This window comes from Cognatilysobacter tabacisoli (assembly GCF_003586305.1).
In the GTDB taxonomy this organism is placed as follows: Bacteria; Pseudomonadota; Gammaproteobacteria; order Xanthomonadales; family Xanthomonadaceae; genus Cognatilysobacter_A; species Cognatilysobacter_A tabacisoli.
Window position 1 is genome coordinate 814,664 of sequence record NZ_KZ987400.1, and the last position, 16,819, is coordinate 831,482.

The window sequence follows — 16,819 nt, forward strand, 5'->3', positions numbered from 1 at the left end:
GTCGTGCGGTCTGCGCTTAGATTGCGCCGGCGAGCTTGAAGATCGGCAGGTACATGCCGATCACCATGCCGCCGACGACCACGCCGAGGAAGATCATGATCAGCGGTTCCATGAGGCTCGCCAGCGCATCGACCGCGTTGTTGACCTCCTGCTCGTAGAAGTCAGCGACCTTGAACAGCATCGCGTCGAGCGCGCCGGCCTCTTCGCCGATGGACACCATCTGCGTGACCATGTGCGGGAACAGGTTGACCTGCTTCATCGCCATGTTCATCGAATAGCCGACCGCCACGTCGTCACGGATTCGGTAAACGGCCTTCTCGTACACGACATTGCCCGTCGCGCCAGCGACGCTGTCCAGCGCCTCGACCAGAGGCACGCCCGCCTTAAAGGTCACGGCGGTCGTCCGCGCAAAACGGGCAATAGCCGAGTTGTGCATCACCTGCCCGATCACCGGGATCTTCAGCATGGTGCGATCTAGAAAGTGAGCAAATGCCGGCGAGCGATTCTTCGCCATGATGAAAGCAATGATTGAGCCCACAACGATCAGCAGGATCAGCCACCACCAACGCAGCATGAAATCGCTCATCGCGACGATCATCTTGGTAAAGGCGGGCAAGTCCGCACCAAAGCTCTGGAAAACCTGTTCAAACTGAGGAACAACAAAGATGAGCAGGATGGAGCTAACGATGAGCGCCACGGCAACGACGGTCGCAGGATAGAAAAGGGCCTTCTTGATCTTGCCCTTTAGGGTTTCGATGTTCTCTTTATAGTTGGCGATCGTGTCCAGCACGGTTTCGAGTACGCCTGCTGATTCGCCGGCTTTCACAAGATTCCGGTACAGCTCATCGAACTGCACCGGGTACTTACTGATCGCTTCCGAGAGTGACGAGCCGCTCTCAATGTCGGCGCGCAGCGCGTTGACCATATCCCGCATCTTCGGGTTCTTCTGCCCGCCGCCCATGATTTCCAGCGCGGTGACGATTGGCACACCCGACTTCATCATGGTCGCCAGCATGCGACTGAACACTGCGATATCAAGCGGGGTGATGCGCTTGCCCGCGCCGCCGAACAGGGGTTTGGGCTTGGGCTTCACAACGCCGGGCGTTATCCCCTGTTTCCGCAGTTCGGCGCGGATCATGTTGGCGTTCTTGGCGGGCTGCTCGCCCTTCATCGTTACGCCGCGTTTGTCCTTGCCTTCCCACACAAAGACGGGCATGGCGTCCGGTCGGCGGACCGGCACTTTGGGCGCACTGGATTTCACGGAAGGGCGAGTAGCGGACATGGCTTAGTCCTTGGTGACACGGTTGATTTCGGCAAGGCTGGTCACGCCGTTGCGCACTTTCATCAGGGCGGAGGCGCGCAGGTCGTTGATGCCGGCCTTGCGTGCCGTCTCGGCGATCAGCATGGCGTTGCCGCCGGCGAGCACGATCTCCTGGATCTCCTCGGACATCGGCATGACCTGGTAGATGCCGGTGCGGCCCTTGTAGCCCTCGGTGCAGTCCGGGCAGCCGACGGCGTCGTAGATCTTCAGGCCCGCGGCAATCTCTTCGTGGGTAAAGCCCTCGGCCAGCAGCGCATGCTCGGGCAGGTGGACTTCCTTCTTGCAATCGTGCAGCCGGCGCGCCAAGCGCTGGGCGATGACAAGGGTGACCGACGAGGTGATGTTGTACGGCGCCACGCCCATGTTCATCAGGCGCGCGATCGTCTGCGGCGCGTCGTTGGTGTGCAGCGTCGACAGCACCATGTGGCCGGTCTGTGCCGCCTTGATCGCGATTTCGGCGGTCTCGAGGTCGCGGATTTCGCCGACCATGATCACGTCCGGGTCCTGGCGCAGGAAGCTGCGCAGCGCGGCGGCGAACGTCATGCCGCGCTTGACGTTCATCTGCACCTGGTTGATGCCCGGCACGCGGATTTCGACCGGGTCCTCGACGGTGGAGATATTGCGCGACTCGTCGTTGAGGATGTTCAGCGCGGTGTACAGCGACACGGTCTTGCCCGAGCCGGTCGGGCCTGTCACCAGCACCATGCCGTAGGGCTTGTCGATCGCGTCGACGAAAAGCTTCTTCTGTGCTTCTTCGTAGCCGAGCTTGTCGATGCCGAGCTTGGCCGCGCCGCCATCGAGGATACGCAGCACCACCTTTTCGCCGAACAAGGTCGGAAGGGTGCTGACGCGGAAGTCGATCTGCTTGCTCTTCGACAGGTTCAGCTTGATGCGGCCGTCCTGCGGCACGCGCTTCTCGGCGATGTCGAGCTGCGCCATGACCTTCAGGCGCGCAGCGATCCGCGCCTGCAGCTTGACCGGCACCTTCGCGACTTGCTTGAGGATGCCGTCGATGCGCACGCGCACGCGGTAGTCGGTCTCGTAGGGCTCGAAATGGATGTCCGAGCCGCCGCGGCGGATCGCATCGACCAGCACCTTGTTGATGAATTTGACGACCGGCGTGTCGTCGCCCTTCGCGTCGACGCCGCTGTCTCCGGCCGTGAGATCTTCCTCGCCCCCGCTGACCTCGAGGTTCTCCATCCCATCGCCGTCACCCATGGACTCATTGAGTGAGTCGGCGCTAGCGAGCCATTGGTCAATCGTGCGGTGGATGCGGTCCTCGTCGACCAGCACCGCCTCCACCGCGAGGTTGGTCGCGAACTTGATCTCGTCGAGCGCGCGGGTGTTCGTGGGGTCGGCGAGGCCGACGAACAGCTTGTTGCCGCGTCGGAACAGCGGCAGCGCGCTGTGCTTGCGCACCAGCTCCTCGCTGACCAGCTTGATGGCCGACTGGTTGGCATCGAGGGACGCGACGTCGAACAGCGGCACGCCGAATTCGATCGAGTTCGCCGCCGCCAGCTGCGCGGGGTTGACCAGCTTTTTCTCGATCAGGTAAGCGGCGAGCGGCTTGCGCTCGACGGTGGCCGCGGCCATCGCTTCGCGCGCCGGCTGCTCCTCCAGCGCTCCGTCCAGAACCAAACGCCGGGCGATGCCGGTGATGCCAACTAGATTGGCCGTAACTGCGCTCATGCGCCCCCCGTCAAAACGCCCCGCAAGACTGTACCCCAATACCCGGCAGCCGCGAACGTGATGAGGTCCGAGGATTGGCCCTGCAGCCTGCGCCGCTGGCTTCAACTCGGCCAAAAAAAAGACCCCGGCTCGTGGCCGGGGCTTTTCTACCACTTTGTCGCATTAAGCCTTAGCGGCACTCGGACGGCAGGTACTTGGCCGGAATCGTGCTCGCGCAGTCCCACTCCAGCTGACCCGTCGAGACGCCGACCGGGGTCGGGGTCAGCGTGATGGTACCGGCTGCGTCAGCCGGCAGGCCGGCGCCCGCCATCGTCACAGTGATGACACCCGTGGTATCCGTGATGGCGATGCCGGAGACGAAGTCGGTTGCACCCGGGAAGGTGTAGCCGCTGTTGGCGGCCGTCACGTTCGCGAGGCCGCCCTCCGACGATGCGGTTTCAGCAACGGCGAGCTTGGCCGGCGCGGCCATCGACACGCCCTCGGAGATCTTGGCGCGGGTGGTGTAGTCCTGGTACGCCGGGATGGCGATGGCGAGCAGGATGGCGATGATCGCGATGACGATCATCAGCTCGATCAGGGTAAAGCCCTTCTGGTTCTTCATGGTGTTTCCCCTAGGTGATTGGATTTTCACGTGCCTGCAGGGCCGGCTCCCCGGTCCGTCGGCTTGCCGTGCGAGCTGCACGTGCAGGAAGAGAGTACGCAACTCGCGTGCCAACGCCAGCCTCGTGGCGGCCTAGTGCGCAAAGTGAACACCCAGTCACGTTTGCAGGGTCGGCGTGCCGCAAGCTCTGCGGCAGTCGCCGGCGGAAGGGGTCCACAAAGTGACGCGTCGTGTCAGTCAGGCTGGGGATAACTGACGCGGCAATGGTTTCAGGTGCAACGGCGCGCTGCGTGCTGGGGTGAGGGCACGTTGTACGGAGCACGGCGCACCGGAGCGCCAACGTCTGTCTCGTCAGCATCCAAGTCCGCGCGGATGGCGGCATGACACGGCGAGGCCGCACCGCGTCAATCGATCCCGAGCTTCTTCAGCTTGTACCGCAGCGCGCGGAACGTGATGCCCAGCGCCGCGGCGGTCTTGGTCTTGTTGAAGCGGTTTTCCTGCAGGGCGTGCTGGATCGCCGCGCGCTCGATCTCCTCGATGTACGAGGGCAGGGCGCTGGTCGCGGTGTCGCGCGGGTTGATTGTGCGCGGGTCGATGCCGGCGGCGGCCGCGGCGGCGTGGGGCGGGTTCGACGTCACGCCGTGGTTGCCGCGGGGCGGCTCGACCGGGTCGAACGGCGAGGTCTCCGGCCACGCGCCGGGGGCGACGGCCGGCGGCGCGTTGCGCGGCAGGCTCAGGTCGTCGACGGTCAGGCGCTCGTCGTCGGCCAGCGCCAGCGCGCGCTCGAGGATGTTCTCCAGCTCGCGCACGTTGCCCGGGAACGGGTAGGCGCGCAGCGCGGCGAGGGCCTCGGCGTCCAGGTGCGGGGCGACGCGGCCCTGCTGGTCGGCCAGCCGCGCGAGGATCCGCTCGGACAGGCCGGGCAGGTCCTCGAGCCGCTCGCGCAGCGGCGGCACGCGCAGCTCGATGACGTTGATGCGGTAGTACAGGTCCTGGCGGAAGCGGCCGTCGGCGACCATCGGCGCCAGGTTTTTGTGGGTGGCCGACAGGATGCGCACGTCGACCGGCACCTCGGCGTTCGAGCCGACCGGGCGGATCGACTTCTCCTGGATCGCGCGCAGCAGCTTGACCTGCATCGCCAGCGGCAGCTCGGCGACCTCGTCGAGGAACAGGGTGCCGCCGTCGGCGGTCTGGAACAGGCCCGGCTTGTCGGCGTGGGCGCCGGTGAAGCTGCCCTTCTTGTGGCCGAAGAACTCGCTCTCCATCAGCTCGCTGGGGATCGCGCCGCAGTTGACCGGCACGAACGGCCCGCCGGCGCGGCCGCCTTCGGCGTGGATCGTGCGGGCGACCAGCTCCTTGCCGACGCCGGACTCGCCGGCGATGTAGACCGGCGCCTGGCTGCGGGCGACCTTGGCGATCGTCTGGCGCAGCGAAGCCATCGCCGGCGACACGCCGTACAGCCGCGACGACACGGTTTCGGCGGTGCTGCGGCGGGTCTCGCCGAGTTCGAGCGCGTGGCGGACCAGGTCGCGCAGCACCGGCAGGTCGACCGGCTTGGCGACGAAGTCGAACGCGCCGACCTTCAGCGCCTCGACGGCGGCCTCGACGTTGCCGAACGCGGTGATCATCGCCACCGGGGTGTTCGGGTACTTCTGGTTGATCTCGGCGACCAGGTCCATGCCCGAGCCGTCGGGCAGGCGCATGTCGGTCAGGCACAGGTCGAAGCGGCCACGCTGCAGCTGGGCCCGGGCGTCGGCCAGGCAGGAAGCGGTTTCACAGCGCAGCCCCATGCGCCCGAGGGTCATGACCAGCAGCTCGCGAATGTCGCGTTCGTCGTCGACTACCAGTGCGCTGCGCGTTTCGGTCATGTAATCCCCCAATGTCGCGCCACGATAGCGGATCGGCCGGGCCGGGGCCAAGGTTGACGCTCCGCGACCATCGTTCAATGGCGGCGGGGGCTGCAGCGCCGGCCGGGGACCCGTTCACGCCGCCAGCCGGAGCCCAAGCGGACCCCAGCCGGCGTTGCCCGGCGGTCCGCCGCGCGACCGGAGGGGCCGGGAGCGGGGTGTTCCGACCCGCGCGCGAGGCTCTGGGGTTCGCGCGCAAAGGTTTTTGCTCCGTGCGCGAGGCTTGTTACTCGGAGCTAGAGGCTTTTGGCTTCGTGCACGAAGGTTTTTGCCCCGAGCGCGAGGCTTTTTGCTCCGCGCGCGCAGGTTTTTGCTCCGCGCTCGAGGCTTCTTGCTCGGCGCCCGAGGCTTTTTGCTCCGTGCGCGGCGCGTTCTGCTCCGGGCTCGAGCGTTCTTGCCCCGCGCGCGGCCCTTTTTGCTTCGCGCGCGGAGCCTGGGGGCTTGCGCGCGAGGCGTTGTGCTCGGCGCGCGATGTTCCCCGCCTGGGGGGCGACGCTGTGATCGGCCGCGCCGGCGGGCTGGTCGCCGGATCGGCTGGGGGTGGAGCGGATCGCGAGGCCGGTGCGTCGGCCCGGCCGTCGACGGACCTCAGCGGCGCAGCAGCGCGTTCGGCATGGCCAGCCGGATGCGGAAGCAGCCGCCGCCGGCCGGGACCGGCACGTATTCGAGCGTCGCCTGGTTCGCCCGGCACAGCTCGCGGGCGATGTAGAGGCCCAGGCCCGTGCCGTGGCCGGAGGTGGTGAAGAACGGGCGGAACAGCTGCGAGGCGACCGAGTCTGGGATGCCGGGGCCCCGGTCGAGGATCTCGAGCACCGGCGTGTCGACCTCGTCGGCGTACACCTGCAGGGTCACCCGCGCCGGTTGGCCGGGCATGCGCCCGTACAGCAGCGCGTTGTGGACCAGCGCGGTGACGACCTGGTGCAGCTGGCGGGGGTCGACCAGCGCGTTGAGGGTCGGCCGCGCGCTGGTCGCGCGCAGGGTGTCGTTCTCCAGCGGGTGGCTGGCGGCGTAGTCCTCGATGAAGCGCTTGGCGAAGCCGACCAGTTCGACCAGTTCGGCCTTCGCCGGTTCGCGCCGGGCCAGCCCGAGCACGTTCTCGACGATGCCGTTCATCCGGTTGCCCTGCTGGTGGATGATCTCCAGCAGCCGGCGGTCAGCGGCGGCGATGTCGGTCGACTCCTCCAGCAGCTGCACGGCGTAGTTGATCGCCGCCAGCGGGTTGCGGATCTCGTGGGCGAGGCTGGCCGAGAAGCGGCCGAGCGTGGCCAGGGTCAGCGACTCGGCGTGGCGCGACAGCAGGCTGGTGTCGTCGAGGAACACCAGCACCTGCTCGCTGCCGGCCAGCAGCCGGTTGAAGCGCGGCACCACCTCGGGCATGCCGGCGCTGAGCTGCATCGGGGTGTTGTCGCTGCGGCCGGTCGCGCGCCAGTCGGCCAGCCGCTTGGCCAGCGCCGGCGAGGCGATCGCGAGGTTGCGGTGGTGCTGCTCGCCGACCGGGTCGCCGTCGTCGCCGAGCAGCAGCATCCCGGCCTCGTTGGCCAGCCGCAGGCGGTCCTGGCCGTCGACCACCAGCACCCCGGTCGGCAGGCGGCGGATGATCAGCTCGTTGAGCTCGGACAGCTGGGCGACGTCGGCGCCGCGCGCGCTGGCCAGTTCGTAGCTCTCGCGCATCTGCCGGCCGAGGGCCTGGGTCAGCGTCGCCGAGCCGGCGAAGGCGAGGGCGAACATCACCGGCTCGCCGAAGCGGCGCGGGTCGCCGGTGTCGACGTAGTGGCTGATCGCGAACTCGCCGATCACGCCGATCGCCGACAGCGCCGCGACGGCCATCGCCAGCCGGGTCGGCAGCAGCAGCGACGCGGCGGCGACGTTGAACACCAGCATCAGCGAGATGCCGGTGCCCGCGGACGGGATCGCGTGGATCGCGGTCAGCGCCAGCGCCAGGTCGACCAGCACGCCGACCAGCGCCTGCCGCTGCAGGTCGCTGCCGCGGCCCAGCGTGAACAGCAGCGTCGCGGCGAACAGGTAGGCCAGCGCCACGCCGGCGGCGAGGGTCGGGTGGCGCGGCTCGGCCGACAGCAGGTTGGCCGGGCCGAACATCAGCAGCGCCAGCAGCGCCGCTTCGAGCAGCCGGAACAGGGTCAGGAAATAAAGCTCGCGGCCCAGCGCGGCGTCGGCGTCCGAAGGCGTGGCGGCGCGGTGCGGCAAGCGGAAGTCCCCGTGGATGCTGGCGCGAGTATAGGCGGCGCCCCGCGCCGCCACGGGCGGGAAGCGGCGCGGCCGCGACCAAGGTCGGTTTTGCCCGGGCTGGGGCGATCGGCGACAATACGGCCCCCTCGCGCGGGGACCGGGTCACCGGCACCGCCCGCGCGGGGTTCTCTTTACTCCCCTCGGTGACGCATGAACTTTCACGAATACCAGGCAAAGCAGCTGTTTGCCGACTACGGCATCGCGGTGCCGGCCGGGCGCGTGGCGCGCACGCCGGACGAAGCCGTCGCGGCGGCCAAGGCCATCCCGGGCGACCTGTGGGTCGTCAAGGCGCAGATCCACGCCGGTGGCCGCGGCAAGGCCGGCGGCGTCAAGCTGGCGAAGTCGTACGACGAAGTGAAGCAGTACGCCGCCGCGATGCTCGGTACGAAGATGGCGACCTACCAGACGGCCGGCGTCGAGCTGCCGATCGACACGGTGCTGATCTCCGAGGGCACCGACATCGCCAAGGAGCTGTACCTGTCGGTGCTGGTCGACCGTTCGACCAAGTCGGTGACGTTCATCGCGTCGGCCGAGGGCGGCATGGACATCGAGCAGGTCGCCGCCGAGAAGCCCGAGGCGATCCAGTCGCTGCACGTCAACTACGTGCAGGGCCTGCAGCCGTACGAATGCCGCAACCTCGGCTTCGCGCTGGGCCTGGACGCCAAGCAGGTCGGCCAGCTGACCAAGATCATGCTCGGCCTCTACAAGCTGTTCATGGAGAAGGACCTGGCGCTGGTCGAGCTCAACCCGCTGGCGATCCTCACCAACGGCAGCCTCGCGGTGCTCGACGGCAAGATCGACTCCGACGACAACGCCTCGTTCCGCCACCCGGAGCTGGTCGCGCTGCGCGACATCCGCCAGGAGGACGAGACCGAGGTCATGGCCAGCCAGCACGACCTCAACTACGTGACGATGGACGGCAACATCGGCTGCATGGTCAACGGCGCGGGCCTGGCGATGGCGACGATGGACGTCATCAAGCTGGAAGGCGGCGAGCCGGCCAACTTCCTCGACGTCGGCGGCGGCGCCACCAAGGAGCGCGTGACCGAGGCGTTCAAGCTGATCCTTTCGAGCGACAAGGTGAAGGCGATCTTCGTCAACATCTTCGGCGGCATCGTCCGCTGCGACATGATCGCCGAGGGCATCATCGCCGCGGTCAAGGAAGTCGACGTCAAGGTGCCGGTGATCGTGCGCCTCGAGGGCACCAACGTCGAGGAAGGCAAGGCGCTGCTCAAGAACTCCGGGCTGGCCATCACGCCGGCGGACAACATCAACGACGGCGCGAAGAAGGCGGTTGCTGCCGTCGCCGGCAAGTAAGGAACGACCATGTCCGTCCTGATCAACAAGAACACCAAAGTCATCGTCCAGGGCTTCACCGGCTCGCAGGGCACCTTCCACGCGCAGCAGATGCTCGACTACGGCACCCAGGTCGTCGGCGGCGTGACCCCGGGCAAGGGCGGCAGCCAGCACCTGGGCCTGCCGGTCTTCAACACCGTCGCCGAAGCGGTCGAGCAGACCGGCGCCGACGCCTCGGTCATCTACGTGCCGCCGCCGTTCGCGGCCGACGCGATCCTCGAGGCGGCCGACGCCGGCATCAAGGTCATCGTGTGCATCACCGAGGGCATCCCGGTGCTGGACATGCTGCGCGTCAAGAACGTGCTCAACGGCTACGAGGACGTCGTGCTGGTCGGCCCGAACTGCCCCGGCGTGATCACCCCCGGCGAGTGCAAGATCGGCATCATGCCGGGCCACATCCACCTGCCGGGCAAGATCGGCATCGTGTCGCGCTCGGGCACGCTGACGTACGAAGCGGTCAAGCAGACCACCGACGTCGGCCTCGGCCAGTCGACCTGCATCGGCATCGGCGGCGACCCGATCAACGGCACCAACTTCATCGATGCGCTGAAGTGGTTCCAGGACGACCCGCAGACCGAGGGCATCATCATGGTCGGCGAGATCGGCGGTTCGGCCGAGGAAGAAGCGGCGGAGTTCATCGCCCAGTACGTGACCAAGCCGGTGGTCGGCTTCATCGCCGGCGCCAGCGCCCCGAAGGGCAAGCGCATGGGCCACGCCGGCGCGATCGCGTCGGGCGGCTCGGGCACGGCCGAGGGCAAGTTCGCGGCGATGGAAAAGGCCGGCGTCACCACGGTCAAGTCGCCCGGCGACCTCGGCGCGGCGATCGCCAAGCGCCTGGCCAAGTAAGCCTCGCGTCGCTGCACCAGAAGAAGGCCGCCTCCGGGCGGCCTTTTTCGTGGGCGAAGGGTCGGTTAGTTGCTTCCTCCTTCCGGCCAACCGTCGCTCTCCCTTCTCCCGCGGGCGGGAGAAGGTGCCCGCAGGGCGGATGAGGGGATCGCGCGCTTGCCGGCGCGGATGGGTCTTGCCAACCTGAGCACACTCACCCGGCAGGAGCGCAAGGATGCGCGACGGACACAAGCGCGACTTCGCTCGCCACCTCCGGCGGCAGATGACCGACGCCGAACGTGCGATCTGGTTCCACCTGCGCGACAGGCGCCTGCGAGGATGCAAGTTCAGGCGCCAGCATCCGGTGGGCCCCTACGTCGTCGATTTCGTCTGCATCGAGGCGCGCCTGGTCGTCGAGCTCGACGGCGGCCAGCATGTCGAGGCCCGCGGCGACGCTGTGCGCACGGGTTACTTGCGACGCTGCGGCTACCGGGTCCTTCGTTTCTGGAACAATGACGTATTGGCGCAGGCCGGCGCGGTACTTGAATCCATCCATCGGGCGCTGGCCGAAAGCCGCCCTCACCCCAGCCCTCTCCCGCACGCGGGAGAGGGGGAACAAGCAGGTGGCAGCGAATGACCCTCCGCATCGCGCTCGCACAGTTCGATTTTCCCGTCGGTGCCGTCGAGGCCAATGCCGAGCGCATCGCCGCGATGATCGCCGAGGCGCGCGACGAATACGGCGCGCAGGTGGTGCTGTTCCCCGAACTGACGGTCAGCGGCTACCCGCCGGAGGACCTGCTGCTGCGGCCGTCGTTCCTCGCCGACTGTGCCGCGGCGCTGGCGCGGATCGCCGCCGGCGTGCACGGCATCGTCGCGGTGGTCGGCTGGCCCGAGAGCGCCGGCTCGGTCGTCTACAACGCCGCCAGCGTGCTGCGCGACGGCGCGGTCGAGCGCACCTACCGCAAGCGCGAACTGCCGAACTACGCGGTGTTCGACGAGCGCCGCTATTTCGACGTCGACCCGGACCGCGAGGACTGCGTGTTCGAGGTCGACGGCGTCACCGTGGGCCTGGTCATCTGCGAGGACCTGTGGTTCGCCGAGCCGATCGCAAGCACGGTCGCGTCCGGCGCGTCGCTGGTGCTGGTGCCGAACGCGTCGCCGTTCGAGCGCGACAAGCACGCCCAGCGCGACGCGCTGCTCGAGCAGCGCGCGAAGGACACCGGCGCGGCGATCGCGTACCTCAACCTGGTCGGCGGGCAGGACGCGCTGGTATTCGACGGCGCGTCGGTGGTCTGCGATGGCGACGGACACGTGCACCCGGCCGCGGCGGCATTCACCGACCAGTGGCTGGTGGTCGACTTCGACCCGCACGCGCGCCGGTTCCAGCCGGTGCAGTGGACCGACGACGGCGACGAGAGCCGCGACGCGCTGGCGTGGCGCGCGGTCGTGCGCGGCACCCGCGACTACTGCGCCAAGAACGGCTTCGAGAAGGTCTGGCTCGGCCTGTCGGGCGGCATCGACTCGTCGCTGGTGATGGCGATCGCCGTCGACGCGCTCGGCGCGCACAACGTCACCGCGGTGCGGATGCCGTCGCGCTACACGGCCGACCTGTCGAACGACCTCGCCGCCGAACAGTGCGCCGCGCAGGGCGTGCGCATGGTTACCGTGCCGATCGAGCAGCCGTTCACCGGCTTCCTCGGCGCGCTCACGGAAGTGTTCGACGGCCACGCGGCCGACGTCACCGAGGAGAACCTGCAGTCGCGCACGCGCGGGGCGATCATGATGGCGCTGAGCAACAAGCTCGGCGGGCTGCTGCTGACCACCGGCAACAAGAGCGAGTACGCGGTCGGCTACGCGACGATCTACGGCGACATGTGCGGCGGCTACGCGCCGATCAAGGACCTGTACAAGACCGAGGTCTACGCGCTGGCGCGCTGGCGCAACACCGTCGGCGACCGGGTGATCCCGCAGGGCGTGATCGACCGCCCGCCGTCGGCCGAACTGCGCGAAAACCAGAAGGACCAGGACTCGCTGCCGCCGTACGACGTGCTCGACGCGATCCTGCTGCGCCACGTCGACCAGGAGCAGTCGCGCGCGGAGATCGTCGCCGCCGGATTCGACCCGGCCACGGTCGACCGCGTGCTGAAGCTGGTCCGCACCGGCGAGTGGAAGCGCCACCAGGCCGCGCCGGGGCCGAAGGTCTCGCGCCGCGCGTTCGGGCGCGAGCGCCGCTACCCGATCAGCAACGGCTACCGCGCCTAGGGCGTAGCACGGGCCCCAGCCCGCCGTCGCGCCCGCTGCAACGAAAAACGCCGCCCAAGGGGCGGCGTTTTCGTGTGCGGGTGGCGACGCGGCTTACTCGTCTTCGTCGTTGTCCAGCGCCGACTTCTCGCCCGCGAACGGGTTGAGCTTGCGCAGGTTGCCCGGGTAGTCCGGCCACTCGCCGGCCAGGTACGGGTGGTTCGGCGCCATCTGCTGCAGCTTGGCGCGGCTGTCGGCGGCGAGCGCCTCGTTGCCCAGGCCGGTGTAGGCGGCGGCCAGCGTGGCGACCGCGTCGTTCTCGTACTTCGACTGCGGGTAGGTGGCCAGCAGGTAGGTCGCACGATCGGCGGCGGCGACGTAGGCGGTGCGGCGCAGGTAGTACAGCGCGACGTCGAGCTCGTGGCGGGCGAACAGGTCGCGCAGCTCGTTCATGCGCTTCTTGGCGTCGTCGGCGTAGCGGCTGTTCGGGTAGCGCTCGACGACGATCGAGAAGTCGTTGAACGCCTGCTGCGGCGTGGCCAGGTCGCGGCGGCTGGCGTCGAGGCGCCAGACGCGCTGCAGGAACACCGTGTCGCGGCTGGAATTGGTCAGCCCGCGCAGGTAGTACAGGTAGGCGACGTTGCGGTGGGTCGGGTAGGTGCGGATGAAGCGGTCGATGCTGCTGATCGCGTCCTCGTGCTTGCCGGCCTTGTACTGGGCGTAGGCCGTCTCGATCAGCGCCTGCTCGGTGTACGGCCCGTACGGGTACTGGGCGACCAGCCGCTTGTAGGTGGTCTCGGCGCCGCTCCAGTTGCCGCCCTCCATCAGGGCGTGGCCCTTCTGGAACAGCTGCTCGACCGGCTGGCCCTCGTCGGCATCGTCGTCCTTGAACATCTTGCCGAGCCGGGCGCAGCCGCCGGCAACGAGGACGATCATCAGCACGGCCATCAGGCGCGGCAGCATCAAGCGTGGGGTCATGACAGATTCACGGGCGCCAGGGGCACGAAGCGCCGATAATAGCAGTCCGAGTCGACCTCCCCTGAATCCCTGCCTTCCGGATGAACACTGCCGTGCCCCCCACCGAAACGGTCTCCGCCACCGTGCCCGACCACGCCGCCGGGCGCCGTTTCGATGCCGTGCTGGCCGAGCTGTTCCCGGACTATTCGCGCTCGCGTCTGGCCGCGTGGATCAAGACCGGCGACGCCCGCCTCGACGGCCGCGAGGTCCGCCCGCGCGACCCGGTCCGCGGCGGCGAGCGGGTGACGCTGACCGCGATCGCCGAGATCCAGACCCACTCGGCGCCGGAGGACATCCCGCTCGACGTGCTGTACGAGGACGAGCACGTGTTCGTGATCGACAAGCCCGCCGGGCTGGTCGTGCACCCCGGGGCGGGCAACCCGACCGGCACCCTGGTCAACGCGCTGCTGCACCGCGATCCGCGGCTCAACGAGCTGCCGCGCGCCGGCATCGTGCACCGGCTCGACAAGGACACCTCCGGCGTCATGGTCGTGGCCCGCACGCTGCCGGCGCACACCTCGCTGGTCGCGCAGCTGGCCTCGCGCGGCGTGCACCGCCAGTACGTGGCGGTCGTGGTCGGCGCGCTGGTGTCCGGCGGCACCGCGAACCTGCCGATCGACCGCCACCCGCGCGACCGCCTGCGCATGGCGGTGCGCGACGACGGCCGCGACGCGGTCACCCACTTCCGCCTGCGCGAGCGCTTCCGCGCGCACACGCTGCTGGAGTGCCGGCTCGAGACCGGGCGCACCCACCAGATCCGCGTGCACATGGCGCACCTGAAGCACCCGATCGTCGGCGACCCGCTGTACGGCGGGCCGCTGAAGCTGCCCAAGGGCGCCAGCGCCGAATTGATCGAGCAGCTGCGCGGGTTCCGCCGGCAGGCGCTGCACGCCGAGACGCTGGAGTTCGCCCATCCGGTCAGCGGCGAGCCGGTGCGCTGCACCGCGCCGATCCCGGCCGACCTGCAGGCGCTGGTCCGCGCGCTGCACGACGACGCGCAGGCGCAAACGCCATGAGCCCGGCGCGCCCGCCCGGCAGCGAGATGACGGCCGCGCTGGCGCGGCTGCTCGACCGGCAGGTGCGCGACTCGGTCCTGCTGCATGCCGACTGGCCGGCGCCGCCGGGCGTGCACGGCTTCACCACGCTGCGCCGCGGCCGCGAGGTCGGCATCTCGCCGCCGCCGTTCGACACGTTCAACCTCGGCGGCTGGCACGGCGTCGACGGCGACGACCCGGCGCACATCGACACCAATCGCGAGGCGCTGCGCTGGATCGGCGAGCTGCCTAGCGCGCCGCACTGGCTGCGGCAGGTGCACGGCATCGACGCGCTGCGCTTCGAGTCGCCCGTCGAGGCACCGCTGCCGCCGGCGGACGAGCCGGTCGCCGATGCGTCGGTGACCTCGACGCCGGGCGTGGTGCTCGCGGTGCTGACCGCCGATTGCCTGCCGGTGCTGCTGTGCGCCGACGACGGCCGCGAGGTCGCGGCCGCGCACGCCGGCTGGCGCGGGCTCGCCGACGGCGTGCTCGAGGCGACCGTCGCGGCGATGCGCACGCCGCCGTCGCGGCTGCTCGCGTGGCTCGGCCCGGCCGCCGGTCCGCTGGCCTACGAGGTCGGGGCCGACGTGCACGACGCGTTCGTGCAGCGCGACGCCGGTGCAGAGCATGCGTTCACCGCGACCCGCGCCGGCCACTGGCGCGTCGACCTGTACGCGCTGGCGCGCCAGCGGCTCGCCGCGGCCGGCTTGGTGCCGGCGCACGTGCACGGCGGCGGGCGCTGCACGATCTCCGAGCCCGACGCGTTCTTCTCCCACCGCCGCGACCGCCGCACCGGGCGGATGGCGTCGCTGGTCTGGATCGACAGATTGTCCTGAGCCGGGTCGCGCCGAGCGCGCATCGCGCGCGGCCCACGCGCGCCAGGATCACGCGCGCTACCATCACGCGCCCGCCGCCGAGTGCCGGCCTGCCGTGAGCGCCTGCCGATGACGACCGTCCGTCCCGCCCCGCGCTGGTTCGTCGCCGGCGACCTCAACGGCTTCTTCGGCCTGGTCGTCGACAACCTGTCGATCCTCGGCTTCATCGCCGCGGCGCTGATCGGAATCTTCGGCTTCCCGGCCGACGTGGTGTTCCAGCGCATGTTCCCCGGCACCGCGTTCGGCGTGCTGGTCGGCAACCTGGCGTACACGGCGATGGCGCGGCGGCTGGCGGCGCGCAGCGGGCGCGACGACGTCACCGCGATGCCGCTGGGGTTGGACGCGCCGACCAGCATCGGCATGGCGCTGCTGGTGCTCGGGCCGGCGTTTGTCGGCTACAAGGCGACCGGCCTCGACCCGCAGGCCGCGGCGATCGCCACGTGGAAGCTCGGCATGGCGTCGCTGGTGGTGATGGGCGCGCTGAAGTTCGTGCTGTCGTTCGCCGGCGACGCGGTGACCCGGCTGATGCCGCGCGCCGCGCTGCTCGGCTCGATCGCCGGCATCGCGCTGGTGCTGATGGGCTTCCTGCCGCTGGTCGAGGCTCTGCGCTCGCCGATCGTCGGCTTCACCACGCTCGGGCTGCTGCTGTACGTGCTGGTCGCGAAGGGCCCGCTGCCGCTGCGGCTGCCGGGGGTGTTCGTCGCGTTCGTGTTCGGCACGGTCCTGTACTACGCGCTCGGCGCCGCCGGGCTCGGCGCGCCGGGCTTCGCGTGGCCGCAGGCGGGCGCGCTGCAGCCGGCGCTGCCGTGGCCGACGCTGGGCTTCGTCGACGGCCTGCCGGACACCGTCGCGTACCTGCCGCTGCTGCTGCCGTTCGGCCTGCTGATGGTGGTCGGCGGCATCAACGTCAGCGAGAGCGCGCGCGCCGCCGGCGACGACTACCGCACCCGCGACATCCTGCTGGTCGAGGCGTTCTCGACGCTGGTCGCCGGCGTCTGCGGCGGCGTGGCGCAGACCACGCCGTACATCGGCCAGCCGGCGTACAAGCACATGGGCGCGCGCAGCGGCTACACGCTGCTGACCGGGCTGTTCGTCGGCCTCGGCGGCATGCTCGGGCTGGTGTCCGGGCTGGTGCAGTGGCTGCCGCTGGCGGTGCTCGCGCCAATCATCGTCTACGTCGCGCTCGACATCACCACGCAGGCATTCGAGGCCACCCCGCGCCGGCACGCGACCGCGATGGTGCTCGGGTTCCTGCCGTCGGTTGCGTACCTGCTGGCGATCAAGGTCGGCAACCCGGCGTGGATCGCGCCGGAGCGCTTCGCCGCGCTGATGGCCGCCGACGCCGGGCACGGACTGCCGGAGCTGGCGGTGATCGTCACCCTCGGCAACGGCTTCATCATCACCGCGATGCTGTGGACGGCCGCGGTCGTGGCGATGATCGACGGCCAGCTGCGTCGCGCCAGCGCGTTCCTGCTGGCCGGCGCCGCGCTGGCGGCGTTCGGGGTGATCCATTCGGTCCAGCCGCAGGGCGGGATCTACCTGCCGTGGACGCTGGATGGCCTGCCGCGCCTGATCGCGTGGCAGTTCGTCGGCGCCTACCTCGCGCTGGCCGCGCTGATGGCGCTGCTGTCGTTGCAGCGGCGCGCCGTTCCGAACCCCGCGGCCACCGCGGCCGATTGATCGCGATCAAGGCGCGCGTCCGGCGT

Annotated in this window: 13 protein-coding genes; 7 read left to right on the top strand and 6 right to left on the bottom strand. The window is 69.4% G+C overall.

The window, feature by feature from the left end:
- Window positions 1-16: 16 nt before the first annotated feature.
- From D3A60_RS03660 to D3A60_RS03680, 5 genes are all read right to left on the bottom strand, one after another.
- Window positions 17-1,216, bottom strand: coding sequence for a type II secretion system F family protein (locus D3A60_RS03660; protein WP_407062758.1), 1,200 nt, complete (start codon window positions 1,214-1,216; stop codon window positions 17-19).
- 69 nt (window positions 1,217-1,285) lie between these two features.
- Entirely contained in the window at window positions 1,286-3,010 is a 1,725-nt protein-coding gene (gene pilB / locus D3A60_RS03665; RefSeq protein WP_119717320.1) for a type IV-A pilus assembly ATPase PilB, read from the bottom strand.
- A 169-nt stretch (window positions 3,011-3,179) separates the two neighbouring features.
- Entirely contained in the window at window positions 3,180-3,611 is a 432-nt protein-coding gene (locus tag D3A60_RS03670; RefSeq protein WP_119717321.1) for a pilin, read from the bottom strand.
- Between the two features lie 404 nt (window positions 3,612-4,015).
- Window positions 4,016-5,479, bottom strand: coding sequence for a sigma-54-dependent transcriptional regulator (locus tag D3A60_RS03675; protein WP_119717322.1), 1,464 nt, complete (start codon window positions 5,477-5,479; stop codon window positions 4,016-4,018).
- Window positions 5,480-6,106: 627 nt separating this feature from the next.
- Window positions 6,107-7,723, bottom strand: a complete 1,617-nt coding sequence (locus tag D3A60_RS03680) for a sensor histidine kinase (RefSeq protein WP_231120379.1) — start codon at window positions 7,721-7,723, stop codon at window positions 6,107-6,109.
- 192 nt (window positions 7,724-7,915) lie between these two features.
- Here D3A60_RS03680 and sucC point away from each other — a divergent pair, with 192 nt between their 5' ends.
- The 4 genes from sucC to D3A60_RS03700 all read left to right on the top strand — a co-directional run bounded on the left by sucC (window position 7,916) and on the right by D3A60_RS03700 (window position 12,208).
- The gene (gene sucC / locus D3A60_RS03685; protein ID WP_119717323.1) at window positions 7,916-9,082 is read left to right on the top strand and encodes an ADP-forming succinate--CoA ligase subunit beta; all 1,167 of its coding nucleotides are present in this window, start codon (window positions 7,916-7,918) and stop codon (window positions 9,080-9,082) included.
- 9 nt (window positions 9,083-9,091) lie between these two features.
- A complete protein-coding gene (gene sucD / locus D3A60_RS03690; RefSeq protein WP_119717324.1) occupies window positions 9,092-9,967 on the top strand; it encodes a succinate--CoA ligase subunit alpha in 876 nt (291 codons plus the stop codon).
- A 214-nt stretch (window positions 9,968-10,181) separates the two neighbouring features.
- On the top strand, window positions 10,182-10,583 hold the full coding sequence (locus D3A60_RS03695; protein WP_119717325.1) for an endonuclease domain-containing protein: 402 nt from the start codon (window positions 10,182-10,184) through the stop codon (window positions 10,581-10,583).
- Window positions 10,580-12,208, top strand: coding sequence for an NAD+ synthase (locus tag D3A60_RS03700; RefSeq protein WP_119717326.1), 1,629 nt, complete (start codon window positions 10,580-10,582; stop codon window positions 12,206-12,208). The genes D3A60_RS03695 and D3A60_RS03700 overlap by 4 nt, the downstream gene beginning before the upstream one ends.
- 93 nt (window positions 12,209-12,301) lie before the next feature.
- Here D3A60_RS03700 and D3A60_RS03705 read toward each other — a convergent pair whose 3' ends face one another.
- On the bottom strand, window positions 12,302-13,165 hold the full coding sequence (locus tag D3A60_RS03705; protein WP_119717327.1) for an outer membrane protein assembly factor BamD: 864 nt from the start codon (window positions 13,163-13,165) through the stop codon (window positions 12,302-12,304).
- 92 nt (window positions 13,166-13,257) lie between these two features.
- Between D3A60_RS03705 and rluD the strand changes: the two genes are divergently transcribed.
- The 3 genes from rluD (at window position 13,258) to D3A60_RS03720 (ending at window position 16,793) form a co-directional block, all read left to right on the top strand.
- Window positions 13,258-14,220 carry a 23S rRNA pseudouridine(1911/1915/1917) synthase RluD gene (gene rluD / locus D3A60_RS03710; RefSeq protein WP_231120380.1) on the top strand — a complete coding sequence of 321 codons (963 nt, stop codon included), beginning with the start codon at window positions 13,258-13,260 and terminating at the stop codon, window positions 14,218-14,220.
- A gap of 26 nt (window positions 14,221-14,246) precedes the next feature.
- Entirely contained in the window at window positions 14,247-15,074 is an 828-nt protein-coding gene (gene pgeF / locus D3A60_RS03715) for a peptidoglycan editing factor PgeF (RefSeq protein ID WP_119717542.1), read from the top strand.
- 108 nt (window positions 15,075-15,182) lie between these two features.
- Window positions 15,183-16,793, top strand: coding sequence for a SulP family inorganic anion transporter (locus D3A60_RS03720; protein WP_119717543.1), 1,611 nt, complete (start codon window positions 15,183-15,185; stop codon window positions 16,791-16,793).
- Window positions 16,794-16,819 lie beyond the last annotated feature (26 nt).